Raw genomic sequence first — 26,871 nt, forward strand, 5'->3', positions numbered from 1 at the left:
AACTGTGCCCAACTCAAGACGCAAGCCGGCATCCCGCAGCCTAGGCCACCAGCGCGGCGTCCTCGCCTGCACCGTCGATGCCGCGCTGCGCCGCGAGCAGGCTGACGATCTCCGCATTCGGCCGGGCCTTGCTGAACAGAAAGCCCTGGCCTTCGTCGCAGCCCTCAGTGCGCAGACAGCTCAGCTCGGCTTCGGTCTCGACGCCTTCGGCGGTGATGGTGACGCCGAGGCCTTTGCCGAGGCTGACGATGGAGCGGATGATCGCCTGGGCCTCGCGGTTGGCGCCGAGATCGCGCACGAAAGACTGGTCGATCTTGATCTTGTCGAACGGGAAGCTGCGCAGATAGCTCAGGCTGGAATAGCCGGTGCCGAAATCGTCCATCGAGATGCGCACGCCGAGCGCGCGCAGCGCGTGCAATGTCGCCAGCACCTGGGCGCTTTTCTCCAGCAGCAGCGTCTCCGTGATCTCGAGTTCGAGCCGCCGCGGCGGCAGGCCGGAATGCTTCAGCGCATCCGTCACCACCGAGAGCAGATTGCCGCTGCGGAACTGGAGCGGCGACAGGTTGACGGCGACGCGGACGTCGTCCGGCCAGGTCGCGGCATCGTGGCAGGCCCGGCGCAGCATCAAACCGCCGAGCGGATTGATCAGCCCGGTTTCTTCCGCGACCGGAATGAACTCGGCCGGCGAGACCATGCCGCGCTCGGCATGCGGCCAGCGCACCAGCGCCTCGAAGCCGGTGATGCGGCCGCTCTGGAGGTCGATCAGCGGCTGGTAGTACGGCCGCAGCACGTCGTTCTGGATGGCGTCGCGCAGCTCGACCTCGATCTTGCGGCGGGTCTGCGCTTTCGCATCGAGCGCCGCCTCGAAGAACGCGAACGAGCCGCGCGCATCCAGCTTGGCGCGCGACAGCGCCATGTCGGCGCTCTTGAGCAGCTTTTCGGAATCGTCGCCGTCGCCCGGCGCCATCGCGATGCCGACAGAGGCGCCGATCACCACGGAATGGCCGTCGAGCAGATAGGGATCGGCGATGGCTTCGAGCAGGCGCTTGGCCAGCAGCACCGCATCCTCGGGACGCGTCAGGCCGCTCTGCACGATTGCGAACTCGTCCGAGTTCAAACGCGCCAGCGCGTCGTCCTCGCGCAAGGCCGAACGCAGCCGCTTGGCGACGCCGCGCAGCAGCTTGTCGCCGACCGCGTGCCCCAGCGTGTCGTTGACCGCCTTGAAATTGTCGAGCCCCAGCATCAGCAGGGCGACCTTGTCGGTACTGCGCCTCGTATGCAGCAGCATCTCGTCGACCTGCTGGCGCAGCAGATTGCGGTTTGGCAGACCGGTCAGCCCGTCATGCTGGGCCATGAAGGCGAGCCGTGCCTCGGCGCGCTTGCGCTCGGTGATGTCCATCAGCGCGAGCAGCACCGCGGGCCGCTCGGCATAGGTCAATTCGCGCGAATAGATCGCAAGGTCGATCAGGGCGCCGTCGGCCTTGACGTGCTTCCAAGTGCGCCCGGCCTGCTCCTCACCGGCCGAAGCGGCGGTCCATGGCGGCTCACTGTCGAAAGCCTGAAGGGAGCGGATCGTCAGCCGCTCGAAGTCGGCGCGGCTGTAGCCGTAATGGGCGACAGCGGCATCGTTGACGCCGAGGATGCGCTCGTCGTCTAGTGCGCAGACGATCATGGGGACGGGATTGCCGTCGAACAGCAGGCGGAACGAGGCCTCGCGCTGCTTCAACTCGGTGATGTCGACGCGCAGGCCGACGACGCCGCCGTCCTCGGTCAGCCGCTCGTCGATCAGGATGACGCGGCCGTCCGCCAGCTTCTGCTCGTGGCGCGCGCCGGGCTGATAGAGCTTTTGCAGCCGCTCGGCGATCCATTCTTCCTCGTGGCCGGCAGCCTCTGGATAGTCGCCGCGGGCGACGCCGATGCGCAGCGTATCCTCGAGGCGCGCGCCTTCCTCGAACAGATCGGCGGTCTTGCTGTAGATCTCCGCGTATTGCTTGTTCCAGAGGACATAGCGGCCCTCGGCATCTAGAAACACGATGCCTTGCGGCAGGATCTCGATGGCCTGGCGCAGGCGCTCATGGGATTTGCGCGCTTCCGCGATCGCGGCCTCGGCACGGCTGCGCAGACCTTCGTCGCGTTCGGACGGAAGATGAGGGGCGCGCGCAAAGCGCGGCTTGCGCCGGTGCAGGCCGCCGAGCACGCTGCCCTTTCGCTTTTTCGGCTTTCGAAACCCCAAACTCAACTTCACTCGTCCCAGTCGCACCCAGCGACCGCAACTCTTGGGGCAAGTGTCTGAAAAAAAGGTAATCTTGGGTGGCATGGCGGTGGGACGCACGGTCTGGCAGTCTCGAAAAAACAGCCCTCATTGCCCGTTTGCAAGGCGCGGCAGTGCCGATGGGCGCTCCAGGCGCATCGCATTGTCGTCATCGGAGAACGAGATGGCGCAAAATTGCGCGCCGCCTTGAATCATTTCCGGGATCCCGTGCGATTGCATGCAGAAGGGAGTGAGCAGGCGTGCCGCGCACGAATTTTGGTCAATGCATGAGAGGGTTATCGCGCCGTTAAAAATCGGCGGGCCGACGCCGCGGAACCGCGAGTTGAGACGATCTTTCATCCGCTGGACTGTTCCTTAACCCTGACGCGGTGTTGGGCTATAAGGATGTCAACATGAGTCCCCGCCGCCTCGCCCCTCTCCTGCTCGTCATGACGCTCTTGGCCGCCGGCGACGCGCTGGCCCAGGACAAGGGCAGCGTCAACCCAAAGCCGCTGCCGCCGCTCGCCAATCCGAACGATCCCAATATCGGCGCCAAGGAGCTGTTCGCGCGCAAGCTGCTTCCCTCGAGCGGACCGGCGCACGTCATCGGCTCCTATGTGAAGGGCTGCATCGGCGGCGCCGAGCAGATGCCGCTCAACGGCGACAATTGGCAGGTGATGCGGTTGTCGCGCAATCGCAGCTACGGTCACCCCGCGATGATCGCGCTGATCAAGAGGCTTGCCGCCAGGGCGCACAAGGACGCGGGATGGCCGGGCATCCTGGTCGGCGACATCGCCCAGCCGCGCGGCGGGCCGGCGCTGTCCGGCCATGCCAGCCACCAGATCGGCCTCGATGCCGACATCTGGCTGACGCCGATGCCTGACCATCGCTTGTCGCGCGAGGAGCGCGAGGACATGTCGGCGGTGATGATGGTGCGCCCGGATCGGCTCGACGTCGATCCGAAGGTGTTCACGCCGGGCCATGTGCTGGTGCTGCGCGACGCGGCGCAGGAGCCGGCGGTGCAGCGCATCTTCGTCAATGCCGCGATCAAGAAGGCGCTGTGCCGCGAGGCCAAGGGCGACCGCTCCTGGCTATCGAAGATCCGGCCGTGGTGGGGCCACGACTATCACTTCCACATCCGCATGCACTGCCCGGCGGGCGCGAGCGACTGCGAGGGCCAGCCGTCGCAATCCGACGACGAAGGCTGCAAGCCCTCCGATCTCGCCTATTGGTTCAGCGACGGCGTGCTGCACCCCAAACCCCCGCCGGAGCCGCCGAAGCCGAAACCGCCGATGACGTTGGCGCAGATGCCGGCGGCGTGCAAAGCCGTGCTGCACGCGGGCAATGCGAAGCCGTAGGCAGCACTGCTGTCGTCCTGGCGAAAGCCAGGACCCATTACCCCAAGGAGGAGTCGTGGGGCGAAGTGATAACCACGAGTCTTCGCCAAACTACTCGCTGTGGCTATGGATCCCGGATCTGCGCTCCGCTTCGCTGCGCTTGTCCGGGATGACGCATGGAGTTTGAGCCGACGGCTAGTTCGTTCGGCCCAAATGCGCTACGATCGCCTTGCCGCCGTGCCGTAAGCCCGCGGCCCTCCCGGGATGCGCATCCCTTTCAACAAGCCTGACCGCCAGCCCGCGTCTTCGCGTGGCCAATGACGAGATACGACATGCGCATCCTCGCCCTCCTCACCGCGCTTTCGCTCGGCGCGAGCTCGGCCCTCGCTGCCGAAGAACCCAGCGGCTGCGACAAGTTCAAATGGCCGATCGAGCGCGACCGCGCCGCGCTGACTGCGCCCGACCGTGCCAAGATGACATCGGGAAGCGAGCAGGCCGCATTGCCGTCGTCGGCCATCACGCTGGGACTGGTCGAGTCCGCGGAGGCCAAACTGCCGACGCCCCCGGAGCGCGCGCCAAAGGACGGCACGTTTGCCGGCTTCACTGGCATTAAGGCCCCGAAGGCCGGGCTCTACACGGTCAGCCTGTCCTCGGGCGCGTGGATCGACGTGGTCCAGGACGGGCATGCCCTCAAGCCCGTGGCCTTCAGCGGCGCGACCGATTGCGACGGCATCCGCAAGACCATGAAATACGAGCTGTCGGGCCAGCCCGTCGTGCTCCAGGTCAGCGGCGCGAAGGACAATTCGCTGTCGATCGTCATCCTGCCGGCGCAATAAGCCAAACGGTCGCCTTTGACCTGAGGCCCCGGCCTGCTATCTTCGAGAGCAGCGATATCCCTGCCGGCCGTAAGCCGCCGCCGGGACCCCGTGGAACAGCGCTTCCGCCCGTCGCCCAGACCCACCAACGCCGGATCTGCGCGCGCTTCTTGCGCGCGCGATCTCGCACGGAGCGCATCCATGATTCGTATTGCCGGACTCTTCACCGCCTTCGTGATCCTCGCGGGTGCGGGCCTTCCGCCTGCTAGAGCCGAGGACAAGACCATCACCGTGTTCGCGGCAGCCTCGATGAAGAACGCGCTCGACGAGGTCGACGCGGCCTACACCGCCAGGACCGGCGTCAAGTTCAGCGTCAGCTATGCCGCAAGCTCCGTGCTCGCCAGGCAGATCGAGCAGGGCGCGCCGGCCGATGTGTTCGTCTCCGCCGACACCGACTGGATGGACTACGCGATCTCCAGGAAGACCATCGACGAGGCGACCCGGGTCAATCTGCTCGGCAACAGCATCGTGCTGATCGCGCCGAAGGATTCCAAGCTCGACAACGTCGCGATCGCGCAGGGTTTCGATCTCGCAAAGCTCGCCGGCGACGGCAGGATCGCGACCGGGGACGTCAAGTCGGTGCCGGTTGGGAAGTACGCCAAGGCGGCGCTGGAAAAGCTCGGCGCCTGGCAGGCCGCGGAGCCGAAATTCGCCATGGCCGAGAGCGTGCGTGCCGCGCTGACGCTGGTCGCGCGCGGCGAGGCCAATCTCGGCATCGTCTATTCCACCGATGCCAAGGTCGAGCCCGGCGTGAAGATCATTGGCACCTTCCCGGCGGATTCGCATCCCGCGATCATCTATCCCGTCGCTGCGACCGCGACGGCAAAGGGCGAGACCAGCGACTATCTCGCCTTCCTGCGCTCGACCGCCGCCAAGACCATTCTGGAAAAATACGGTTTCAAGTTCCTGATCAGCCCCTCCACTTGATTTTGCGATTTGATGCTCGACATCTCTCCCGCCGAATGGACGGCGATCCTGCTCTCGCTCAGGGTTGCCGTGATCGCGACGCTGGTGGCAACGCCGTTCGGCATTGCGCTGGCGTGGCTGCTCGCGCGGCGTGATTTCTGGGGCAAGTCGGTGCTCGATGCGCTGGTGCATCTGCCGCTGGTGCTGCCGCCTGTCGTCACCGGCTATCTGCTGCTGCTGACCTTTGGCCGCCGCGGCCTCGTCGGCGGTTTTCTGGCCGATACTCTCGGCGTCGTCTTCGCCTTCCGCTGGACCGGTGCTGCGCTTGCCTGCGGCCTGATGGCGTTTCCGCTGCTGGTGCGCCCGATGCGGTTGTCGATCGAGGCGATCGACCGCCGGCTCGAACAGGCCGCCGAGACGCTGGGCGCCACTCCTTTCAAAGTGTTCTTCACGGTGACGTTGCCGTTGGCGCTGCCCGGCGTGCTCGCCGGCATGGTGCTTGGCTTTGCCAAAGCGATCGGCGAATTCGGCGCCACCATCACCTTCGTCTCCAACATTCCCGGCGAGACCCAGACGATTTCGTCCGCGATCTATTCGCTGATCCAAACCCCCGATGGCGACGCCGCCGCGGGACGGCTCGTGATCGTCTCGATCGTACTGGCGCTCGGCGCGCTGATTGCCGCCGAATGGTTCGCCCGCCGCGCCACCGCGCGCCTGCACGGGAACTGACCATGCTGCGCGTCGACATCGAAAAGCAGCTCGGCGAGTTCTCGCTGTCCGCATCTTTCGAAAGCGAAGGCCGCGTCATCGGCCTGTTCGGAGCGTCGGGCGCCGGCAAGACCTCGCTGGTCAACATGATCGCGGGGCTGCTGCGGCCCGACCGCGGCACCATCGTGATCGACGGCGAGACCGTCGACGACAGCGCGGCCGGCATTCATGTCCCGACCTGGCGCCGCCGCATCGGCTATGTGTTCCAGGATGCGCGGCTGTTTCCGCATCTCAACGTCGCGCAAAATCTCGACTATGGCAGGCGAATGAACGGCCTCGCGCCCGACCCGGCGCAGCACAAGCGCGTCATCGAGCTGCTCGACATCGGCGCGCTGCAGGGGCGTCGCCCCGGAAAGCTCTCCGGCGGCGAGCGTCAGCGCGTCGCGCTCGGTCGCGCGCTGCTGTCGCGGCCGCGCCTGCTGCTGCTCGACGAGCCGCTCGGCGCGCTCGACGAGGGCCGCAAGCTGGAGATCCTGCCCTATCTGGTGCGGCTGCGCGACGAGGCGAACGTCCCCATGGTCTATGTCAGCCACGATGTCGCCGAGCTGCGCCAGCTCGCGACGCAGATCGTGATGCTGAAACAGGGCCGCGTGACGTCGTTCGGCGGGGTGAAGGTGCTGACGTAGCCATACCGGCCGTCACACCCACCGCCGTCGTCCCGGCGAAGGCCGGGACCCATACCGCGTGCTTTATCGGTAGGCGGCAGTGGGAGTACCGGCGAAGAATAACAGACAGTCTTCGCCAAATGACTTCCTGTGGTTATGGGTCCCGGCCTTCGCCGGGACGACATTGAGGAGACAGCGGGGGCTAACGCGACTTCCGCCGCTTCGGCTTCACCGCCGCGAACACCGCGGTCAAATCCTCGCTCGCCGGCACCGCATCGTCGTCCAGATGCAGCCGGCTCTCCACATGCAAAAAATGCTCGCGCGAGACCGCAATCGCTCTTGCCACATCGCGGGCGCGCAGCGCTTCGATGATGGCGCCGTGCTCATCCACGGCGCAGATCGAATCACTGGCGGGTTCGTAGACCGAGACCATCACCGAGGACCGGCTGAGCAGATCGGCGAGGAAGTGCGTCAGCTCCGCATTGCCGAGCGCCTCCACCAGATGAACGTGAAAGGCGCCCGACAGCCGCACCGAGGCGGCGCGGTCGCCGCGCGTGGCGGCGGCGCGCTCCTCGGCGAGATGCGCCGTCAGCCGCTCGATCAGGGCATCGTCGACACGACGCACGAGCTGCGTCAGCACGCCGGCCTCGAGCACGCGATGCGCCTCGTAGACGCTGCGGACGTCGTCGAGCGTCGGACGCGGCACGCGAGCGCCGCGGTTGGGGATCATCTCCAGCCGCCGCTCGGCGCCGAGCCGATGCAGCACCTTGCGGATGCGCTCGCGCGAGACGCCGAAGATCTCGGCCAGCGGCGGCTCGGCGAGCTTGGCGCCGGCCTTCAGCTTGCCTTCCAGCAGCGCGTGCAGGATGGCCTGATAGACCGCCTCGTCCTCCGCCGGATTGGCCTTGCCGTTCCTCTTGCCGCTTCCCTTGTCGTCTCGCCTACGCTGCGTCGCCATGGTGGTAGCTAGGCCCAAAGACTGCGCAGCGTCACCTCCAAAAAATGTGCACATTTGCCTTGTCGGCATGCAGGCGCCGCGCAGGGGGCAGGATCACCATCCGCTCAGCCCATTGATACAACTCATAATTAATAAAATGTGCACATTTGGCACGCCGCTTGCTGCGTCCTCGCTGCAAGCTTTACGCACAACAAACGGGACATGCCCATGCACACCCCCTCCCGACGCAGCGTTTTGACATCCGGCGCGGCCCTGGCCGCGATCATTGCCGCCCCTGCGCGGCTGCGCGCCGCGCCCAGGGAGATCGTCATCGGCGGCCCCGCGGGCGCCGCGAAATATTTCAATGCCGATTTGTTTCCCGTGCTGGAGAAGAAGCTCGACTGCAAGGTGCTCTATGAGGGCACCAACTCGCTGACCAATCTCCAGAAGATGCAGGCTGACAAGGCCGCGCCGAAAATCTCCGTCGTCATCATGGACGATCCGGTGATGCTGCCGGCAGCCAGCGACGGCCTGATCACCAAGATGTCGGCAGCGGCGATCGCCAACCTCGGCAAGCTGGTCGACGGCTCGGTGCATCAGGACGGAATGTGGGCGAACTATCAGCGGCCCTGGGCCGGCATCGCCTATTCGACCAAGCGCATGAAGACGGCGCCCGCAAAGTGGTCCGACCTGTGGGACGCGAAATATGCCTCCAAGGTGATCGTGCCGTCGCTGTCGAACACCGAAGGATTCTGGACGCTGCTCGCGGCCGCCCATCTCGAGACCGGCAAGCCCTACAAGGAGGCGCAGTACGAGATCGACGCCGCCTTCAAGAAGGTGAAGGAGCTGAGGGCCAACCTCTTGAATGTCTACACCAACGCGCCGCAGGCCATCAATCTGATGGAGCAGGGCGAGGCGTGGATGATCGGCGGCCAATTCTCGGCCTACACGCTGATCCGCAAGGCGGAAGGATCACCGGTCGATCTCGCCGTTCCGCAGGACGGCGGCTTTGCGATGCCGTCGGGCATCGCGAAGGTGAACGGCGCACCGGCCGGCGATCTCGCCGATGCCGTGATCGACTTCTTCCTGAGCCCGGAAGCGCAGATCATCCTCGCCGACAAGGCTTTCGTCGCGCCCACCAACAAGGGCACGCCGACGCCGGCGGGCTTCCCGGACCCGGCTTCGCTGTTCGCGCCGGACTGGGCATTCGTGGCCAAGAACCGCGCCTCCTGGGTCGACCGCTGGAGCAAGGAGATGACATGAGCGAGGCCGCCCCGCATCTCGTCGTTCGCGGCGTCTCCAAGACATACGGACCCACGACAGTCCTCGACCACATCGACCTGACCATCCGGCGCGGCGAGCTGGTCACGCTGCTCGGCCCGTCCGGTTGCGGCAAGACCACGCTGCTCCGTGCCATCGCCGGCCTGGCGCAACCAGACACCGGCAAGGTCGAGCTCGCCGGGCGCGACGTCACCCACGTGCCGCCACACAAGCGCAATGTCGGCGTGGTGTTCCAGAGCTACGCGCTGTTTCCGCATCTCACCGTCGCCGGCAACATCGCATTCGGGCTGAAGGTGCGCGGCGCGGCGAGGCGCGAGATCGACGCCGCAGTGGAACGCGCGCTGTCGCTGGTCAAGCTGGGCCATCTCGCCAGCAGGCGCATCACGGCGCTGTCGGGCGGCCAGCAGCAGCGCGTGGCCCTGGCGCGCGCCATCGCTGTCGAGCCCGATGTGCTGCTGTTCGACGAAGCGCTGTCGGCGCTCGATCGGAAGTTGCGCGAGGAGATGCAGGTCGAGCTGCGCCGCCTGCTCCAGGACGTGAAGGCCACCGCGATCTTCGTGACGCATGATCAGGACGAGGCGCTGACCATGTCCGACCGTGTCGCGGTCATGAACAAGGGGCGCATCGAGCAGCTCGCCGAGCCGCGGGAGCTGTATCTGCGTCCCGCAAGCCTGTTCGCACTCAACTTCGTCGGGCTCTCGACACGGATTGCCGGCACGGTGCTGGCGGCTGGCAACGGCCAGGTGGAGGTCGAGACCAAGGTCGGCCGCTTGTCGGCGGTCGGCAACTTCCGGGCGGGTTCGCCTGTCATCGTCGCAGCGCGCCCCGAACAGCTTCGGATCGGCGCGCAAGGCGAAGCGAATACGGCCGCGGGCCGGGTCCGCTCCGTGGTGTTCCAGGGCTCGCGCACGCTGGTCGAGGTCGATGCCGGGGCCGGTGAAAGCCTGCTCGCAGAGCTCTCCGGGCGCGACGGCACGATTCCTATTGTGCATGACGAGATTCGCCTGAGCTGGCCGGTGGCGGAGACCTTTGCATTTCCGATCGAGGCGCAGGCATGACCGAGGCGGCCCTTCCGGCACCCATGGCCGCGCCATCGGTCGATCGCGAGCGGCTCGCCGCGATCGGATTCGTGCTGCCGTCCTTCGTCATCATCGCCGGCGTGTTCGCGCTGCCGCTGGTGCTGCTGCTCGGCGTCAGCGTCGTCGATGCCAACGGACTGACCTTCGCCAACTACAGGCGCCTGCTCGGCACGCCCTATTATCTCGGCGTGGTCTGGAATTCCCTGCGGCTCGGGCTGCTGACGACGCTGATCGCTTTTCTGATCAGCTATCCCGCCGCCTTCGCGCTGGCGCGCGCCCGCGGTGCCTTGCGCTCCGTGCTACTGGCGACGCTGTTTCTGCCGCTGGCGGCCAGCGTCATCGTCAAGGCGTTTGCCTGGACGATCCTGTTGCGCAGCGACGGCATCGTCAACGAGACGCTGATCGCGCTCGGCATCATCGAAGACCCGATCCGGATGATTTTCACCGAGACGGCGCTGATCGTTGGCGCTGTCAACATCTTCCTACCGTTCATGATCCTGCCGATCTATGCGATCGTGGCGCAGCTCGATCCGCGCTATGCCGAAGCCGCCGCCACGCTCGGCGCCTCGCCGGTCGTGACGTTCTTTCGCGTGATCCTGCCGTTGACCTTGCCCGGCATCGTCGCCGGCGTGGCGCTGGTGTTCTCGCTCTCGGTCTCCGCCTATGTGGTGCCAACGCTCCTGATTGGCGAAAAATACCCGACGCTCGCGACTGCCATTGCAAAAGCCTATCTGCTGGCGCGCGAACCCGGCTTCGGTGCCGCCGCCGGCGTCGTGCTGCTGGCGATCGCGATCGCGATCGTTGCGCTCAGTGCGCGCCTGTCGCGGGAGCCGAAATGATGACGCGCGCCGCAATCATCGTCTGCTGGGTGATGGCGATCGGGCTGGCCCTGTTCCTGATCGCGCCGCTGCTGGTGATCGCCGCCGCGAGCTTCTCGCCGACACCGGTGTTCGACCTGCCGCTGACCGGCGCATCGACGCGCTGGTACGGCAAGATCGGCCGGCTCGACGGCTTCTGGCCGTCGCTGCTGCTGTCGCTTCAGATCGCGCTGCTGTCGACGGCGATCTCGCTGATATCAGGCACGCTCGCGGCGATCGCGATCGCGCGCGGAAAGCTGCCGGGCGCCGGCATCTTTGCGACCGCGCTGGTTTCGCCGCTGATGATGCCGGGCCTCGTGCTCGGCATCGCGCTGCTGCAGGGCTTTCGCGCCGTCGGTTTCACCGCGCCCTGGGCGACGCTGCTGGTCGCACATCTCGTCATCACGCTACCCTATGTCGCGCGCACGATGATCGCGGGTCTCGCGCGGTTCGACTTCACGTTGATCGAGGCGGCGCGAACGCTCGGCTGCACCTATCCCGGCAGCGTATTGCGGGTGATGGTGCCGGCGCTGGCGCCGTCATTCCTGATCGCGGGAATCTTCTCGTTCCTGGCCTCGTTCGACAATTATCCGGTATCGATCTTCCTCGCCGACGTCCGCACCAAGACGCTGCCGATCCGCATGCTGCAATATATCGAGGAGGCGCCTGACCCGACGCTCGCGGCGCTCTCCACCCTCATCCTCGCGGGCACGGTGATCCTGCTGTTCGTCAGCGACCGCGTCGTCGGCCTGCATCGCATGGCCGGAACCACGGACTGATTCCATGAGCGAAGCAAAGCAACCCGTCTCACATCGCGACTTCGCCGGCTATCGCGGCAAGCTGCCGAACCCGCACTGGCCGAACGGCGCGCGCGTCGCGGTGTCGCTGGTGGTGAATTTCGAGGAGGGCTCGGAGTTTTCCGTCAACGACGGCGATGCGGCCAACGAGGCGATCTACGAAGTGGTTCACAAGCTCGACGGCCCGGATTCCTGCATCGACAGTCATTTCGAATACGGCACGCGCGCTGCATGGTGGCGCATCATGGACCTGTTCGACGCCTACGGCGTCAAGGCGACAGTGAGCTCCTGCGGCCGTGCGGTCGAACGCTCGCCGGAGCTGGCGCGCGATGCCATTGCCCGCGGCCACGAGGTCTCGGCCCATGGCTGGCGCTGGCAGAGCCACGCCGACATGGATGAAGCGAGCGAGCGCGAAATCATTGCCAGGACCGTGGCGGCGATCGAGCGCGCCACCGGGCAGCGCCCGGTTGGCTGGCACACGCGCTCGGCGACCTCACCGAACACGCGGCGGCTCCTGGTCGAGGACGGCGGCTTCCTCTACGACAGTGACGCCTATAACGACGACTTGCCCTACTACAAGGAGGTCGCCGGCAAGCAGCATCTGGTGCTGCCCTACGCTTTCGACACCAACGACATGCAGTATTACAACGCCGCGCGTTTCAGCGGAAACGACTTCGCCGACTATGTCATCGACGCCTTCGAATGGCTCAAGCGCGAAGGCGAGACGGCACCAAAGATGATGTCGATCGGGTTGCATCTGCGCATGATCGGCCGCCCCGGCCGGATCGGCGCGCTGGAGCGGATCCTGGCACACATCACCGGAAGCGGCGCGGCGTGGATCGCGCCGCGAGCGGCGATCGCGCGGCATTGGATGCAGGAGGTGCCGGCGGGGGCGTGATCTCCAGCCGTCACCACACAGAAGATGTCATGCTCCGCGCACGCGGGGCATCCAGTACGCCGCGGCGTCTCGGCTCTATCACGACTGCCTCTGGAATACTGGATTGCCCGCCCCAGTGCGCAATCGCGCACAAAGGCGGGCGATGAGAGCGAGGGTGTGGGAGCGGCTCGCAAAACGGCGCGAGCCCTAAACCCCGGCCACCGAGCTCCACAAATCCGCCAGCTTGCGCCGCAGGACCTGCCTGCGCGTCAATGGCGCGGGCGTTTCCTCGTCTTCCGGCAGGCGCAGGCCGACGACGTTGACTCGGCCACCGGAGATCGAGCGCGCCACGAGCACGATCGGATCCAGCACGAGCTCCGCCCCCTCTTTCGGCGCGCGGTCGAGATGGACGTCGAAATAATCGGCCAAAGTGAGCTTGCTCTCGTCTTCGCCGGCCTTCACGCCGTAGATCTCCGCGAGCTCAGCGAGCGTGTGCTCGCCCGAGACCATGAAGTCGCCCAGCAGATGCGGGTCCGGCGCCGAGCTCGGCTGCATGTCGACGAAAAAGCGGTCGAGCGATTCGGCTTTTTCCGGGGGCGCCAGCAGATAGATGTAATCGCCGGGCGCGATCGGCTCGGCTTCCGCCGGCGTCAAAATGTTCTCCTTGCGGATCACGAGCGTCGGCTTCGACCAGGACGGGATCAGGCCGCGGCGAAAATACAGACTCTTGGACCGCACCGGATAGCCGACGAGCTGCTGCTCGAGCTGCCCAGGCAGATCCAGTTCGACACGGCGCGGGCCGCGCTCGGCGCGCGGGAGCGCCACATGCAGCTTGCGCGCGGCCGGCCCCAGGGTCCAGCCCTGCAGCAGGAGCGAGATGATGACGACGACGAAGGCGACGTCGAAATAGAGATAGGCCTTCGACAGCCCGACCAGCATCGGGATCGAGGCCAGGAAGATCGCGACCGCGCCGCGCAGGCCGGTCCAGGCGATGAAGATCTTTTCGCGCCAGTTGAAGCGGAACGGCGCCAGGCAGACGAACACCGCGATCGGCCGCGCCACCAGCATCAGGACGAACGCAATCCCGACCGCCGGCAGCACGCTGCCGCCAAGCCGGCTCGGCGAGACCAGCAGGCCGAGCAGCACGAACATCACGATCTGCGCCAGCCAGGTCGCGGCGTCCAGAAAGGCCACCACCGAATTATGCGCGCGCGTCGGGCGGTTACCGATGATGATCCCGGCGAGATAGACCGCGAGAAATCCCGAGGCGTGCATGATCTGCGAGCCGCCGAAGATGACGAGCGCGGCGGTGGTGACAAACGGCGCATGGAGGCCCTGCGGCAGCGCGACCTTGTTGAGCGCGATGACGACCAGCCGCCCGCCGATCACCCCGACGACGGCGCCCAGCACGGCCTCCTGGGCGAACTCCATCACCACGTGCGCGGCCGTGCCCGTTCCCAGCGAGATGTATTCGACCAGCATCAGGGTGAGGAAGATCGCGAAGGGATCGTTGGTGCCGGATTCCACCTCCAGCGTCGCGCCGACGCGCGGGCGCAGGCGCAGGCCCTGGGTATGCACCAGCAGGAACACTGCGGCCGCGTCAGTCGAAGCCACCACGGCGCCGACCAGCAGCGACTCCGTCCAGTTGAGGTCGAGCGCATATTTTGCGAACGGTGCCGTGATCAGCGCGGTCAGCAGCACGCCGACGGTCGCGAGCACCATGGAAGGCGCGAGCACGGTGCGGATGCTGGCAAAGCGGGTCCGCAAGCCGCCGTCGAACAGGATCAGTGCGAGCGCGACCGAGCCGACCAGATAGGTGGTTCGGACGTCGTCGAACTGCAGCTGTCCGGGACCGGAATCGCCCGCGAGCATGCCAATCGCGAGGAAGACGAGCAGAAGGGGCGCGCCGAAGCGCAGCGCAAGCAGGCTTGACAGGATCCCGGCCAACACCAGGACGGCGCCGAGCAATATGGCGAGGCTGACAGTGTCGAGGGAAGCCATGCGGTGCTGCGGTTACTCCGGGAGATCGACGATTTCAGTCAGGGGGCCACCGGCCGGGTACTCCCTCGCCCCGCTTGCGGGGAGAGGGTGGGGTGAGGGGGAGCCTCCGCGGGGGTGGTGACAGTGGGACTCGCGGAGAGTCCCCCTCACCCGAAATTCAAGCTGCGCTTGAATTTCGACCTCTCCCCGCAAGCGGGGCGAGGTGAAGTGTGCCGCGACCAACAGATTTGCCCGTCTCGAAAACATGCGCTTCAGCATCCTTATCGTCGCCGCCCCTGCACGCCAACCCATTTTCTCCCGCTCGCGGCAATCTGCCCGCATTTTGCGGCCTTAACGCACTTCACTTGGCGGTGTATCGGTGGTCCGGCCGGGCCGTTTGTGGGATTCTCCGGCGCGCTCGAATCAACATCTCCCGCCCGCTCCCCGACGAGACCGATAGACATGGACCTCAAAGACTTCATGGAGTTCGTGCAGACCACCGCGCGCAGCGTCGGGGCCGAAATCTCCTCGCCCTGGTTCTACCTGCAATTCGGCCTGATCCTGGCCGCGGCGGGACTCGCCTATGCCGCGGAAGCTGGCGTCCGCAACCGCGTCGACATGACCTCGCTGGCGATGCGCTGGCCGCTGCCGCTCCGGCACTTCGCCCGGGTGATGGTCTCCAGCGCCTCGACGGCGGTGTTCACGCTGCTCGTGATCATCTCGCGCGTGATCATGTACCACGCCACCTGGCCGAGCCGCAGCTATCTCCTGATGGTCGCCGCCAAGCTGGGCCTGGCCTGGCTCGCGGTCCGGCTGGTGACCTCAGTGCTGCGCAACGCCTTCATCGTCAAGCTGGTGTCGATCACGGCCTGGTTCGTCGCGGCGCTCTCGATCGTGGGCCAGCTCGATGCGACGGTCGACCTGCTCGACTCCTTCGCCATCGTGCTCGGCGGCCTGCGGCTGACGCCGCTGCTCGTGATCAAGGCCGGCGCGCTGCTGCTCATCGCGCTCTGGCTCACCAACATCGCCAGCAATTTCGCCGAGAGCCGGATCAACTCGACCACAGATCTGACGCCATCCGTGCAGGTGCTGCTGGTCAAGATCATCCGCATCGGCCTGCTTGCGGTCGCGATCGTGATCGCGCTCGGCACGGTCGGCATCGATCTCTCGGCGCTCGCGGTGTTCTCCGGTGCGGTCGGCGTCGGCATCGGTATCGGCCTGCAGAAGATCGTCGCCAATTTCATCTCGGGGATCATCCTGCTCGCCGACAAATCGGTGAAGCCCGGCGATCTCGTCACCATCGGCGACAACACCGGGCGGATCAGCGCGATGAAGACCCGCTATATTTCCGTCGCCGCCGGCGATGGCCGCGAATTCCTGGTGCCGAACGAGGATCTGGTGACGCAAAAGGTCGTCAACTGGACCTACACCGACAAGAACACGCTGGTGAAGATCGCCTTCGGCACCAATTACGACGCGGATCCGCGGCTGGTCTGCAAGCTCGCCGCCGAGACCGCGGCCGCGCATGCGCGCGCACAGAAGGGCAAGCCGCCGAATTGCATCCTGACCGAGTTCGCCGAAGCCGGGATGAAGTTCTCGCTGACCTTCTGGATCGCCGATCCTGATGGCATGGACAACGTCAAGAGCGACGTGATGCTGGCGCTGTGGGAGGCCTTCAAGCGCGAGGGCATCCGGGTTCCCTACCCCGTCCGCGAAATCCGCGTCCGCGGCGGCGCCCTACCGGTGGAAACCATCATGGAAGTCCCGAATTGAGCCGGTTTTCGGGCGCATGCCCGACAAGCTTGGCTTGCATGAAGGCTCGCGATCATTAAATTAGGGCCTTAAATCAGTCCCTTGCGCCCACCTCGATACCGGCCCCGTGCCGAGAAGACCGCATCCGCATGAGCTACGTCGAAGCTACCGATACCTCGCTCCGCAAGACCGGGCAGATCAAGCTGCATGGGCCAAGCGCCTTTGCCGGCATGCGCAAGGCGGGCGCGCTGGTGGCGAAGTGCCTCGACGAGCTCACCGACATCGTCGGGCCCGGCGTTCCGACCGACCGCATCGACCAGTTCGTCCGCGACTTCGCCTTCAGCAACAATGCCTATCCGGCGACGCTGATGTATCGCGGCTACCGCTATTCGACCTGCACCTCGCTCAACCACGTGGTCTGCCACGGCATGCCCGGCGACCGTCCGCTGAAAGAGGGCGACATCGTCAACATCGACGTTACCTTCATCGTCGACGGCTGGTACGGCGATTCCAGCCGGATGTATGCGGTCGGCCCGATCGCGCGCAAGGCCGAGCGGCTGATCGAGGTGACCTATGAGGCCATGATGCGCGGCATCGCCGCGGTGAAGCCCGGCGCCACCACCGGCGACATCGGCCACGCCATCCAGAGTTTCGTCGAGCCGCAGGCCATGAGCGTGGTACGCGATTTCTGCGGCCATGGCCTCGGGCGCATGTTCCACGACGAACCGAACATCATCCATATCGGCCGGCCCGGCGAAGGCGTGCAGCTCAAGCCCGGCATGTTCTTCACCATCGAGCCGATGATCAATCTCGGCAAGCCGCATGTGAAGATCCTCTCCGACGGCTGGACCGCCGTGACCCGCGACCGCTCGCTGTCGGCGCAGTTCGAGCATTCCGTCGGCGTCACCGCCACCGGCGTCGAGATTTTTACGCTGTCGGAGCGGCACGGCGAGAAGCAGATCGGGTGAGGGCGCGGCCGACCTTCGGGTCGCCGGCTGACGTGAACCGGATTTGCCGCCGCAATTGACGGTTGCAAAAACGATTATCCGCGGCAATGCTGGCGGCCGATGCCCGCCAAGCCCGACCACGACAAGAGCAAGCCCGAAGAAGCGCCGCACTATCTCGGCCATCGCGAACGGCTGCGCGAGCGCTTCTACAGCGCGGGTGCGGACGCGCTCAGCGACTACGAGCTTTTGGAGATGGCGCTGTTTCCGGCGCTGCCGCGGCGTGACACCAAGCCGCTGGCGAAGACGCTGATCAAGATTTTCGGCTCGTTTGCCGAGGTCGTGCATGCGCCGGTGGCGCGCCTGCGCGAGGTGGACGGCATCGGCGAATCCGCGATCCACCAGCTCAAGCTGCTCGCGGCGGCGGCGCATCGCGTCGCCAAGGGCGGGGTCAACAGCCGCAACGCGCTGTCGTCCTGGAACGAGGTGATCGACTATTGCCGCACCAGCATGGCGTTTGCCGACAAGGAGCAGTTTCGCCTGCTGTTCCTCGACAAGCGCAACCAGCTGATCGCCGACGAGGTGCAGCAGACCGGCACCGTCGATCACACCCCGGTCTATCCGCGCGAGGTGATCAAGCGCGCGCTGGAATTGTCCGCGACCGCGCTGATCCTGGTGCACAACCATCCCTCAGGCGATCCCTCGCCGTCGCAGGCCGACATCCAGATGACCAAGGCGATCATCGACATCGCAAAACCGCTCGGCATCGCCGTCCACGACCATATCATCGTCGGCAAGAGCGGGCATGCGAGTTTGCGCGGGATGCGGCTGATCTAGCGATGTCGAAAGGCCGGCGGCCCGGCGGCCAGCGCACCGCAGAACAACCCGTTATTTGTCGGCGGCGGTCAAGAAGCTGTCCACGACGCGCCATACCTTGCGCGTAACGGTCGGCTCGCCGAGCCGGAACGCGGTGTTCGCCGAACGGAGGACGGCTTCGATCTGGAACGCGGAGAGCTCGGGATCCGAGTTGACGATGTCCTTTTGCTTGACCGCATGTTTCAGCTCGGCGGAAAGTCGAGCGACCCATGCCCTTTGAGCGCCCGCCACCAGGTCGCGCAGCGGCCCTGGGTGGGAGTCAAGTTGAGTGAGGTTGGCCGCGAAGAAACAGCCGCCGGCGAAAAGCGGCCGTTCGGCATATTGCAGCCATCGGTCAATCAACTCCCGAAATCTGTGGACGCCTTGCGGTTTTGCTTCGGCGGGACGAACGACGAAGTCGCGGAACATATCGAGGGCACAAGCGAAGGTATCCTTCTGAAGGGTCTGCTTGGTTTCGAACAAGGCTTGAATGCCGGCCTTGCTCATTCCGGTTTCGGTCGCAAGCCGCCCGAAACTCAGGCCCTCCAGGCTTTCCAGGGACGCAATATCGACGGCCCTGGCCAACACCAATTTTCGCGAGCGCAGGCCGCGAAGCAGTCGCTTGTCCGTGGTCTCGTCGACAGGCAGTCGGTCCGGCGAGGCCAGTCTCGAAGTCAATGGGCTGCGCGCGGGCTTGACTTTTGGCGACCTTGGCGCCCGCATTTGTACAATCCTAACATGATCCTCAGAGACTTAGCACATCCGGCAGTCGATGTGGCCACCTGCTGCTTCGCCGCAAGGCTCAGAGGATGATAAACATCCGATGATCGATGCGGCCCGGACCGTACTCACCGTAGCCAACGGTCACGATTCCACAAAGCCACGCGTAGCGCTCGTCTGACGTCTCGAACCTGGGCGTCGGCCGCACATAGCTCTCGTCGAAGGACAACCGTTCGCCTTTCGCCAGACGCTGACGGCCATCTGGCGGGTACCTGAGGACGCCATGCGACTCATAATGGATGAGAACACCATCATGGGTGCGCATGGTTGCGCGAACGTCCATGCGACTGGTGCCGTCGGCGCCGAGGGAGACCCAGTCGCCGCCGCCCGGCAGCATTTCACCCCGGAAGCGTGGACCTTCGAAGCGACCGCCTTTGACCACAAAGGTCAAACGAGTGCCGAGGGGAGTCGAGATCACCTGGCCCAATTCCAGATCGATGCTGAGATCGCACAGATGCTCGACCGGCAACGCGTCGATCAACGCCCGGTCGAACAGCGGTTTCCTCTGGTTTGCGACGAGAGTTTTTGCGCTGGTCATGCTCGCCTCCGTCATGCCGCTTCGAACGCTGCCTTGACCTGCGAAAAATCGAAGAACGTGTCCTTGCGTGTGACGAGTCCGCTGTCGTCCACCTCAACAACGTCCAGCGCACGAAATCCACGGCGCGTCTTGCCGGCTGGCTCGAATGTCAGTGTCCAGTCGAGCGTCCAGTGCCGCTCGCCGAACAAGAGGCGATGCGTCTCGGCGGCAAAACCGGGGTAACGCTCGAAAACCTGGGTGAACTCTGTACGCAACGCGTCGATACCACGAATCACGTTGGTCCGACCGTGCGCCTGAAACGTTGATTGCGGCGCATGCATCGCGAGGATGGCAGCCGGGTCGTGGGCTATCCAGGCGCTCAAATAGCGCTCCGCGACCGCCGCGATGTCAAACTTGGTGGCTGCGGTTTTCAACACAGTCGTTGCCGTCATGGTCGACCCTCCAAAGGATTGTTGAACTCGTACACAAGCCTATGATCTACAAAACAGCATGTCAATACGGTCGACCGTATTGTTTTATTCGAGGCCTCGGGTAAGTTACCGTTACCGGCGTTCGTCTGAAGACACAGACGCGAGATAGTCCGGCCTGGAAACCGATTTGGCCTATTCCCTGAATATTCGCGGAAGCCTGCTGATGGCTTCGGCCATGGCCGCTTTCACCATCAACGACGCGATCACCAAGGCGGTGTCCGCCGAGATGAATTTCGGTCAGATCATGCTGGTGCGCGGCTTGTTCGCGGTGGTGCTGATCGCAGCCCTCGCAAAGCATCAGAGGGCGCTGCGGCCGCTACGCGTGCTGATCATGAAGGCTGTCATGCTACGGGTGGCCGGCGAAATCGGTGGAACGATATTGTTGCTGGCGGCGATCGCGAACTTGCCTCTGGCGAATGCCACGGCGATCCTTCAGGTGCTGCCACTCGCCATCACGCTTGGTGCGGCCCTGACGTTCGACGAACCCGTCGGCTGGCGGCGTTGGCTGGCGATCACGGCCGGCTTTATCGGCGTTCTCATCATCGTTCGCCCCGGGGGCGAGGGGTTCAACCAATTTTCCCTGCTCGTGCTGATCTCGGTCGTTTTCTGCGCGATCCGCGACCTCGCGACCAAGCGAATACCCGCGCCAATTCCATCGCTGTTCGTCACCCTGTTGACCGCCGTTAGCGTTACCATCGCCGGAGCCGGCATCGTTGTTCCGCTCGGCGGTTGGACGCCGCCATCCGGCCGGGCGCTCGCACTGTTGGCGTTCGCCGCGGTTCTGATCCTGATCGGCTATCAGTGCATCATCCTGGCGCTGCGAACAGGCGATATCTCGGCGGTGGCACCGTTCCGTTATTCCGCGCTGCTATGGGCCATGCTGTTCGGCTATCTGGTGTTCGGGGACAGGCCCGACGCCATGATGGTGACCGGGGCGACGATCATCGTGCTGTCCGGTCTCTACGCGTTCTACCGCGAGCGCGCGCAGGCGCGACCGGTGGCGCCAAGCACGACCGGCCTGCCGCCCGATGGATTGTGATCGCCAACGTCAAACGCGATCGGGCCGATCGCTCAGTAGCAATAGCGCGGATCGACCGGAACGTAGGAGCCGTCCCGGCGCTGCATGTAGCAGCCGCGCTGATAGGCGTAATAGCCGGAGCGGCGGCGTTCGCCCTCGGAGGCGATTGCAGCGCCCGTGCCGGCACCGACGACAGCGCCGATGGCAGCGCCGCGGCCTCCGCCGATGGCGCCCCCCACGATCGCTCCACCGACGCCGCCGAGGATGGCACCGCCAATGGCGTCCTGCGCTGCCGCCTCATGAGCCGGCATCGCCAGCACAACTGTCAGACATGCCGCAATAGCGAAACTTCCAATGCGAAGACCTCGAAGCATGCTCGCCCTCCCCCTGTGGTCAGACGAGTCATAGCGCCGCAGCCGGATTCGGACCAGAAAAATCACCATGCCGGGACCCGCACTCTCGCGATGGCGTCGGAGGCTCGGCTCGAAGGCGGCTCAGGCCACGTCCCGTGTGCAGCGCGGGCCGCCCCCATTCATCTCAAGCATCGACCCAGCGCTGCACCGCCTCGGCGGTGTCGGCCGGCGTGGTGTTGAAGCAGATCGCAGCGTCGGGCGCCAGGCGGTGGACGAGGTTGAGCACCTTCTCGAACAGCAGCAGGCGCTCCCTGGGCTCGCGCAGGCCCGCGCCGATCACGATGCAGTCGAAATTCTCCTCGCGCAACGTCGCCGTGACGGCGGCTTCCGCCGCGGCATCGAGATCGATCAGGCAACTCGTGACCTCGTAACCGAGATCGCGCAGGCGCAGCAGCTGCGCATCGATATAGTTGCGCACGAGCTCCGGCGTGAGCTGCGGGAATGCGCTGTAGTCCGCGTTGCCGGGCTCGATGCCGATCGCGAGGACGCGCGTGGTCATGCAGGACTCCTTAGCCGGACTGCCTCGTCTCGCTAACGGAGCAGCGGCCCTGCCGGTTCCCTCGCGGGCGGCCGCCCTGATCCCGGTCGTGCCGCTCATTTTTCCCAGCGAGGCTGTAACCCACTTCACACGCACCGCGCCGGCGGCCTGCCAGACTTGCGGGAGATCACGCTGGGCTCACGCCCTGTCACGGCACCTGGTTCACCTCATCTGACGCGGAGTTGCGATAATCCATTTATTGCGGGAGCGGAAAATGATTTCATTCGAGAGTCTGAAAAGCGAATACGAGCGAAATTGGGCCAATCTCGAGATCCGGCCTTCACGCCTCTCCGACGCGAACGCAGTCGCGCGCAAGGCCATTAACGGCAAGGCGACCTATCAACAGATCGAGCGATTGACCGGCGTCCCCTGGTATTTCGCTGCCCTCTGCCATTACCGCGAGTCCAATTTCGATTTCGACACTTATCTCGGCAACGGCGAAACGCTTCATCGCGTGACGACGCTCGTTCCGAAGGGGCGCGGCCCGTTTGCCACGTTCGTGGACGGCGCCGTGGACGCCTTCAGGATTGAGAATTTCGTCGGCGCTCACGATTGGGGGATCGCGCGGATTCTGTTCCGGCTGGAAGCGTTCAACGGCTTCGGCTATCACGCCAAGGGCTGCAATTCGCCCTATCTCTATGGCGGTTCGACGCTGTATGGCCCGCCCGAGGCAAGGGCCGGCAAATTCGTCCGCGATCATGAGTTTGATTCGAACCATGTCGATTCCCAGCTCGGCGCGGCTGTGATCCTGCATGCGATGATGTCGCTGGATTCCTCGATCAGCCTCGACGGCAGCCCGCAATTCGCGAGCCGCGCCGAACCGGAGGACGACGCGGCGTCGACGATCGTTCTCATGCAGCAGGCGCTCAACAAGCTCGGCGCCAATCCGCCGCTCGCCGAGGACGGCATCAGCGGACCGAAGACCAGAACCGCGGTCTCGCAGTTTCAGCAGCAGAACGGCCTGAGGGATACCGGACTTCTCGATGGCGCCACGGTCGCCGCCCTCACGCGCGCTGTACAGTCGCGCCCCACCGGATCGAGCGGCGATGTGTCCAGGATCATGAAGCGGCTGGAGGATCTCGCGCAATTGCTGCGGCCACCGGTCGGCGCCGTGATCCCGGCAACGACGACATCGGGCAATACGCTGCCCGCCACGAATGATCCGATTAGCCTGTTCGAACGGCTCTTTTCCCTCGTCAACAAGACAGCCCCCATGCCAGGACCCCTCACCCCGACCAGCCCCGCCCCCGTCGATCAGTTGAAGCAGGTCGTCGACCTGCTCGGCACCTTGCTCAACCGGGACGGCAAGCCCGTCCTCGGCCAGGTCAATGGCGCGCTCGGCGAGACCATCGGCAAGATGCTCGACGGCAAGAAGACTGCGCTCGGCATCGGCGGCTCGCTGATCACGGCGCTGCTGTCGTCGGTGACGGCGAGCCCCAACGCTGGCGGTCTTGCCGGGTTGCTCGGGACGCTGGTGTCGGCGGTGCCGGGCCTCGGCCAATTCGCGATGCCGATCTCGCTGGCGCTCACGGCCTGGGGCGTGCTCGGCAAGATGGAGAAGTGGGCCCAAGGCACCGCGCCGCCGCCCAAGCCGACGACGTAGTCTGGGCCATCCTTCGAGACGCCCGCCTATGGCGGGCCCTCAGGATGAGGTCGCGTTTCGCGGCGCCTACTGACGCAGCATGATCAGGGGATCGGCGGTGTCGGGGACGCGCCGCCATTGCGCATTGTCGTCGGCCTCGAACTGCCAGGCCTCGCCGGCCTTCGACAGCAGGATGATCTGTCCGCGGTCGAGCCGCCATTGCGTCGGGTTGAACTGCGCGATGGCCGCGTCGCATTTCGGCTTCAGGAAGACCTGGAAATTGTCCGGGCCGGCTTCGGTGTTGGTCAGCGTCAGCCCGCAGACCGGCTGGCCGTTGCCGCGCACGATCGACCAGTCGCCGATCATCTGGTCCATCGACTTCGCCATCGAGCGGGCGGCGGCGAGATCTTGCAGGATGTAGACGCCCTCGCCCTGCCGCAGACCCTCGAAGATGCCGGCCTCGACCTCGGTGAAGTCGATCACGGCTTCACCGCTCGAATCCTGCAAGCGGACGATGTCGAGACCCCTGACGCTCCAGGCGACGATGTCCTTGGTGAAGGGCAGCGCGGACTTGCAGGCCGGCTCCAGCTCGAGCTTGAAGCCTTGAGCAGCAGTGTCGGCCTTGAGCGTGACGACGCAGGTCTTGCTGCGCTCGGTGGTCGAGAGCTCCCACTGCCCGGGCATCTCCTTCTTCAGGGTCGTCGTATCCTGCGCCTGCGCGATGCCGATCGCGGCCAAGGAGGCCGCGACGGCGAATCCAACGACCCGAAGAACTCTCATCAGCGCCCCTTGAAAGGCGTTTCCGCAACCGGCGTCAACGGCGCCTTGCCTGAGAACCAGGACTTGAGATTGTCGACCACGAGCTGGTCCATCGCGTTGCGCGTCACCACCGAGGCCGAGCCGATATGCGGCAGCAGCACGACGTTCTGCATGGTCTTGAGCTCGTCCGGCACGTTCGGTTCGGCCGCGAACACGTCGAGGCCGGCCGCAAGGATGGTGCCGGACTTGAGCGCCTGAACCAGAGCCGGCTCGTCGATCACCGAGCCGCGCGCGACGTTGACCAGTACACCGCGCGGGCCGAGCGCCTTCAGCACCTCGGCATTGATCATTTTGTTCGTGCTGGCGCCACCGGGCACGATCACCATCAGCGTGTCCACCGCCTTCGCCATCTCGATCAGATCGGGATAGTGCTTGTAGGCGACGTCCTTGGACGGATTGCGGGTGTGATAGACCACCGGCACCAGCGAGGCATCGAGCCGCCGCGCGATCGCCTGTCCGATCCGGCCCATGCCGACGATGCCGACCTTGCGATCGCGCAGCGAGCCGACGCTGAGCGGATAGTTCTGGGTCTGCCAGAGACCGGAGCGCACATAACGATCGGCCTTGATGAACTCACGCACCGTGGAGATCAGAAGCCCCATCGCGACGTCGGCGACCTCCTCGGTCAGCACGTCGGGCGTGTTAGTGACGATGATGTTGTGCTCGGCGGCGTATTTGGCGTCGACGTGGTCGTAGCCGACGCCGAAGCTCGCCACCATCTCGATCTTGGGCAATTGCGACAGCGAATCCCGGTCGGCGCGCACGGTGTGATAGGTCACCGCCACGCCGCGGATCTTTTCGCGGATCGCCGGCGTCAGCCGCTCGAGATCGCCCCGCGTCTCCGCCTTGTGCACGACGAAATGATCGGAAAACCCGTTCTCGAGGATCGGCCGGACCGGCCCATAAATCAGAAGGTCGATCTTTTCGGACGAAATCGAACCGGTGGTCATCAGTTGTCCTTTCCAAGCGCGCTCTCGTGCCAGCGCCGTAAAACGAGGTGGGAAATTAGCGCCAGCACCCCATAGATGACAATCCCGGCCAGCGACAACAGCAGCAGCGCTGCGAACATGCGGGGTATGTTCAATCGGTAGCCGGATTCCGCGATCCTGTAGGCGAGCCCGGAGCCGGCCCCGGCCGTTCCCGCCGCGATCTCGGCCACGACCGCGCCGATCAGCGACAGGCCACCGGCAATGCGCAGGCCGCCGAGAATGTAAGGCAGCGCCGCCGGCAGCTTGAGAAAGCGCAGGGTTTGCTGCGGCGAGGCGCCATAGAGCTGGAACAGGCCGGCGAGGTTGCGATCGACCGAATTGAGTCCGAGCGTGGTGTTGGACAGCACCGGGAAAAAGGCGACGATGAAGGCGCAGACCACGACCGCGGTCTGCTGCTCCAGATAGATCAGCAGCAGCGGCGCGATCGCGATGACAGGCGTGACCTGAAGCACCACGGCATAGGGAAACAGCGATGCTTCCACCCATTTGGACTGGTTGAACAGCAGTGCCAGCGCGATGCCGCCGACGCTGGCCGCGACAAACCCTTCAAGCGTGGTCAGCAGCGTCGCGGCGAGCGACTGTGACAGCACCGACCAATCCTTGATCAGTGTCACGAATATGACGGAGGGCGCCGGCAGCACGTAAGGCGGGATGTCCTTGACGCGGACCACGAGCTCCCAGGCGAGCAGTCCCGCCGCGAACACGATGACGGGCAGCGCGAAGCGCACCGCACGTTGCGCGCCCGACGGCTTCGCAGTGACGGAAGCTTGCGCGTTCATAGCGTCGACTGCCCCGCATAGGACGGCGCCAGCGCCGCCGACACTTTCCGGCAATAGTCGGAATAGGCGACTGAAGTGCGAAACTCCTCGCCGCGCGGCTCGACCGTCTCGATGCGGAAGTCGGCCTGGATGCGGCCCGGCCGCGCCGTCATCACCACCACGCGCTGCGACAGATAGACGGATTCGAACACCGAATGCGTGACGAAGATGACGGTCTTGCCGAGCCTGCGCCACAGCGCGAGCAAATCATCGTTGAGGCGGAAGCGCGTGATTTCGTCGAGCGCCGCGAACGGCTCATCCATCAGGAGGATATCAGGGTCGGTGACGAGCGCACGCGCCAGCGACACCCGCATCTTCATGCCGCCAGAGAGCTCGCGCGGAAAGGCGTCGGCGAAATCGCCAAGCCCGACGCTCGCCAGCGCCTCGTCGGCACGCGCGCGCGCGTCCGCCTTCGGAACGCCTGCGAGCTTCAGCGGCAATCGCACGTTCTCGCGTACGCTGGTCCAGGGCATCAGGGTCGGCTCCTGAAACACGAAGCCGATGCCATGACCTGGTTGAATATGACCTGGTTGAACAAGACCTGGCTGGGGTCCGCCCTCCCGACGCGCCAGCCTCACGATTCCTGATGACGGCGCGCTGAGCTCGGCGATCAGCCGCAGCGCAGTGGATTTGCCGCAACCTGACGGTCCCAGCAACGAAATGAACTCGCCCTTGCGCACCGCAAGATCGAGCGGGCCGAGCGCCATCACGCCGTTGTCATAGGTCTTCGTCACGCCGCGCAGGCTGACGGCAAGGGCCGTCAGGCCGGTCTCGACCCCCGCCGACGTTTGGACTGATGACATCG

The 26,871-nt window shown here is 65.3% G+C and carries 28 protein-coding genes; 15 read left to right on the top strand and 13 right to left on the bottom strand.

Annotated elements, in window-relative coordinates:
• Window positions 1-40 precede the first annotated feature (40 nt).
• Window positions 41-2,197, bottom strand: a complete 2,157-nt coding sequence (locus tag AC0L3J_RS01085) for an EAL domain-containing protein (RefSeq protein ID WP_473346052.1) — start codon at window positions 2,195-2,197, stop codon at window positions 41-43.
• Window positions 2,198-2,359: 162 nt separating this feature from the next.
• A complete protein-coding gene (locus AC0L3J_RS01090; protein WP_473345572.1) occupies window positions 2,360-2,611 on the bottom strand; it encodes a hypothetical protein in 252 nt (83 codons plus the stop codon).
• A gap of 53 nt (window positions 2,612-2,664) precedes the next feature.
• On the opposite strand from AC0L3J_RS01090, the gene mepA reads away from it, so the two are divergent.
• The 5 genes from mepA (at window position 2,665) to modC (ending at window position 6,763) form a co-directional block, all read left to right on the top strand.
• Complete coding sequence (gene mepA / locus AC0L3J_RS01095; RefSeq protein WP_473345573.1) at window positions 2,665-3,609, top strand: penicillin-insensitive murein endopeptidase; 945 nt, start codon at window positions 2,665-2,667, stop codon at window positions 3,607-3,609.
• Window positions 3,610-3,920: 311 nt separating this feature from the next.
• On the top strand, window positions 3,921-4,424 hold the full coding sequence (locus tag AC0L3J_RS01100) for a hypothetical protein (protein WP_473345574.1): 504 nt from the start codon (window positions 3,921-3,923) through the stop codon (window positions 4,422-4,424).
• 180 nt (window positions 4,425-4,604) lie between these two features.
• The gene (gene modA / locus AC0L3J_RS01105; RefSeq protein WP_473345575.1) at window positions 4,605-5,390 is read left to right on the top strand and encodes a molybdate ABC transporter substrate-binding protein; all 786 of its coding nucleotides are present in this window, start codon (window positions 4,605-4,607) and stop codon (window positions 5,388-5,390) included.
• Between the two features lie 12 nt (window positions 5,391-5,402).
• Complete coding sequence (modB, locus tag AC0L3J_RS01110) at window positions 5,403-6,098, top strand: molybdate ABC transporter permease subunit (protein WP_473345576.1); 696 nt, start codon at window positions 5,403-5,405, stop codon at window positions 6,096-6,098.
• 2 nt (window positions 6,099-6,100) lie between these two features.
• A complete protein-coding gene (modC, locus tag AC0L3J_RS01115) occupies window positions 6,101-6,763 on the top strand; it encodes a molybdenum ABC transporter ATP-binding protein (RefSeq protein WP_027565845.1) in 663 nt (220 codons plus the stop codon).
• Window positions 6,764-6,944: 181 nt separating this feature from the next.
• On the opposite strand, the gene AC0L3J_RS01120 is transcribed toward modC, so the two are convergent.
• Window positions 6,945-7,700: a GntR family transcriptional regulator gene (locus AC0L3J_RS01120; protein ID WP_456767271.1), complete on the bottom strand. Its 756-nt coding sequence runs from the start codon at window positions 7,698-7,700 to the stop codon at window positions 6,945-6,947.
• Window positions 7,701-7,907: 207 nt separating this feature from the next.
• On the opposite strand from AC0L3J_RS01120, the gene AC0L3J_RS01125 reads away from it, so the two are divergent.
• The 5 genes from AC0L3J_RS01125 to AC0L3J_RS01145 are packed head-to-tail and all read left to right on the top strand — an operon-like array spanning window position 7,908 to window position 12,591.
• Window positions 7,908-8,942, top strand: coding sequence for an extracellular solute-binding protein (locus AC0L3J_RS01125; protein WP_473345577.1), 1,035 nt, complete (start codon window positions 7,908-7,910; stop codon window positions 8,940-8,942).
• Entirely contained in the window at window positions 8,939-10,018 is a 1,080-nt protein-coding gene (locus tag AC0L3J_RS01130; RefSeq protein ID WP_456767269.1) for an ABC transporter ATP-binding protein, read from the top strand. Before AC0L3J_RS01125 ends, AC0L3J_RS01130 begins: the two co-directional genes overlap by 4 nt.
• Window positions 10,015-10,878 (top strand): ABC transporter permease, encoded by an 864-nt coding sequence (locus AC0L3J_RS01135; RefSeq protein WP_456767268.1) that lies wholly within the window; start codon window positions 10,015-10,017, stop codon window positions 10,876-10,878. Before AC0L3J_RS01130 ends, AC0L3J_RS01135 begins: the two co-directional genes overlap by 4 nt.
• Window positions 10,875-11,675, top strand: coding sequence for an ABC transporter permease (locus tag AC0L3J_RS01140; protein WP_456767267.1), 801 nt, complete (start codon window positions 10,875-10,877; stop codon window positions 11,673-11,675). The genes AC0L3J_RS01135 and AC0L3J_RS01140 overlap by 4 nt, the downstream gene beginning before the upstream one ends.
• A gap of 4 nt (window positions 11,676-11,679) precedes the next feature.
• Window positions 11,680-12,591 carry a polysaccharide deacetylase family protein gene (locus AC0L3J_RS01145; RefSeq protein WP_473345578.1) on the top strand — a complete coding sequence of 304 codons (912 nt, stop codon included), beginning with the start codon at window positions 11,680-11,682 and terminating at the stop codon, window positions 12,589-12,591.
• A 186-nt stretch (window positions 12,592-12,777) separates the two neighbouring features.
• Here the strand turns inward: AC0L3J_RS01145 and AC0L3J_RS01150 are convergent, their stop codons facing one another.
• Complete coding sequence (locus AC0L3J_RS01150) at window positions 12,778-14,571, bottom strand: potassium/proton antiporter (protein ID WP_473293074.1); 1,794 nt, start codon at window positions 14,569-14,571, stop codon at window positions 12,778-12,780.
• Window positions 14,572-15,006: 435 nt separating this feature from the next.
• On the opposite strand from AC0L3J_RS01150, the gene AC0L3J_RS01155 reads away from it, so the two are divergent.
• From AC0L3J_RS01155 to radC, 3 genes are all read left to right on the top strand, one after another.
• Window positions 15,007-16,323, top strand: a complete 1,317-nt coding sequence (locus tag AC0L3J_RS01155; RefSeq protein ID WP_473346053.1) for a mechanosensitive ion channel family protein — start codon at window positions 15,007-15,009, stop codon at window positions 16,321-16,323.
• Window positions 16,324-16,451: 128 nt separating this feature from the next.
• Window positions 16,452-17,270 (top strand): type I methionyl aminopeptidase, encoded by an 819-nt coding sequence (gene map, locus AC0L3J_RS01160; protein WP_018460078.1) that lies wholly within the window; start codon window positions 16,452-16,454, stop codon window positions 17,268-17,270.
• 99 nt (window positions 17,271-17,369) lie between these two features.
• Complete coding sequence (gene radC, locus AC0L3J_RS01165) at window positions 17,370-18,083, top strand: RadC family protein (protein WP_473345579.1); 714 nt, start codon at window positions 17,370-17,372, stop codon at window positions 18,081-18,083.
• 51 nt (window positions 18,084-18,134) lie between these two features.
• Here radC and AC0L3J_RS01170 read toward each other — a convergent pair whose 3' ends face one another.
• The 3 genes from AC0L3J_RS01170 to AC0L3J_RS01180 form a co-directional block, all read right to left on the bottom strand.
• Window positions 18,135-18,824 carry a TetR family transcriptional regulator C-terminal domain-containing protein gene (locus AC0L3J_RS01170; RefSeq protein WP_473345580.1) on the bottom strand — a complete coding sequence of 230 codons (690 nt, stop codon included), beginning with the start codon at window positions 18,822-18,824 and terminating at the stop codon, window positions 18,135-18,137.
• Window positions 18,825-18,903: 79 nt separating this feature from the next.
• Window positions 18,904-19,419, bottom strand: a complete 516-nt coding sequence (locus AC0L3J_RS01175) for a DUF3237 domain-containing protein (RefSeq protein WP_473345581.1) — start codon at window positions 19,417-19,419, stop codon at window positions 18,904-18,906.
• Window positions 19,420-19,430: 11 nt separating this feature from the next.
• Window positions 19,431-19,850 carry a nuclear transport factor 2 family protein gene (locus AC0L3J_RS01180; RefSeq protein WP_473345582.1) on the bottom strand — a complete coding sequence of 140 codons (420 nt, stop codon included), beginning with the start codon at window positions 19,848-19,850 and terminating at the stop codon, window positions 19,431-19,433.
• A 166-nt stretch (window positions 19,851-20,016) separates the two neighbouring features.
• On the opposite strand from AC0L3J_RS01180, the gene AC0L3J_RS01185 reads away from it, so the two are divergent.
• The gene (locus tag AC0L3J_RS01185; RefSeq protein WP_473345583.1) at window positions 20,017-20,928 is read left to right on the top strand and encodes a DMT family transporter; all 912 of its coding nucleotides are present in this window, start codon (window positions 20,017-20,019) and stop codon (window positions 20,926-20,928) included.
• A 32-nt stretch (window positions 20,929-20,960) separates the two neighbouring features.
• Here the strand turns inward: AC0L3J_RS01185 and AC0L3J_RS01190 are convergent, their stop codons facing one another.
• Both AC0L3J_RS01190 and AC0L3J_RS01195 read right to left on the bottom strand, forming a co-directional pair.
• Window positions 20,961-21,281: a glycine zipper domain-containing protein gene (locus AC0L3J_RS01190; protein WP_473345584.1), complete on the bottom strand. Its 321-nt coding sequence runs from the start codon at window positions 21,279-21,281 to the stop codon at window positions 20,961-20,963.
• A 163-nt stretch (window positions 21,282-21,444) separates the two neighbouring features.
• On the bottom strand, window positions 21,445-21,819 hold the full coding sequence (locus tag AC0L3J_RS01195) for a hypothetical protein (RefSeq protein WP_473345585.1): 375 nt from the start codon (window positions 21,817-21,819) through the stop codon (window positions 21,445-21,447).
• Between the two features lie 253 nt (window positions 21,820-22,072).
• Here AC0L3J_RS01195 and AC0L3J_RS01200 point away from each other — a divergent pair, with 253 nt between their 5' ends.
• Entirely contained in the window at window positions 22,073-23,461 is a 1,389-nt protein-coding gene (locus AC0L3J_RS01200) for a peptidoglycan-binding protein (RefSeq protein WP_473345586.1), read from the top strand.
• A gap of 66 nt (window positions 23,462-23,527) precedes the next feature.
• On the opposite strand, the gene AC0L3J_RS01205 is transcribed toward AC0L3J_RS01200, so the two are convergent.
• From AC0L3J_RS01205 to AC0L3J_RS01220, 4 genes are read right to left on the bottom strand one after another with little or no spacing between them, the layout of a single operon-like run.
• Complete coding sequence (locus AC0L3J_RS01205; RefSeq protein ID WP_473345587.1) at window positions 23,528-24,220, bottom strand: AprI/Inh family metalloprotease inhibitor; 693 nt, start codon at window positions 24,218-24,220, stop codon at window positions 23,528-23,530.
• Window positions 24,220-25,209 (bottom strand): 2-hydroxyacid dehydrogenase, encoded by a 990-nt coding sequence (locus AC0L3J_RS01210; RefSeq protein ID WP_473345588.1) that lies wholly within the window; start codon window positions 25,207-25,209, stop codon window positions 24,220-24,222. Before AC0L3J_RS01210 ends, AC0L3J_RS01205 begins: the two co-directional genes overlap by 1 nt.
• Window positions 25,209-26,027: an ABC transporter permease gene (locus AC0L3J_RS01215; protein WP_473345589.1), complete on the bottom strand. Its 819-nt coding sequence runs from the start codon at window positions 26,025-26,027 to the stop codon at window positions 25,209-25,211. Before AC0L3J_RS01215 ends, AC0L3J_RS01210 begins: the two co-directional genes overlap by 1 nt.
• Window positions 26,024-26,869, bottom strand: coding sequence for an ABC transporter ATP-binding protein (locus tag AC0L3J_RS01220; protein ID WP_473345591.1), 846 nt, complete (start codon window positions 26,867-26,869; stop codon window positions 26,024-26,026). The genes AC0L3J_RS01215 and AC0L3J_RS01220 overlap by 4 nt, the downstream gene beginning before the upstream one ends.
• Window positions 26,870-26,871: the final 2 nt, after the last annotated feature.

The sequence above is a fragment of the Bradyrhizobium sp. Kon37 genome (assembly GCF_055807535.1).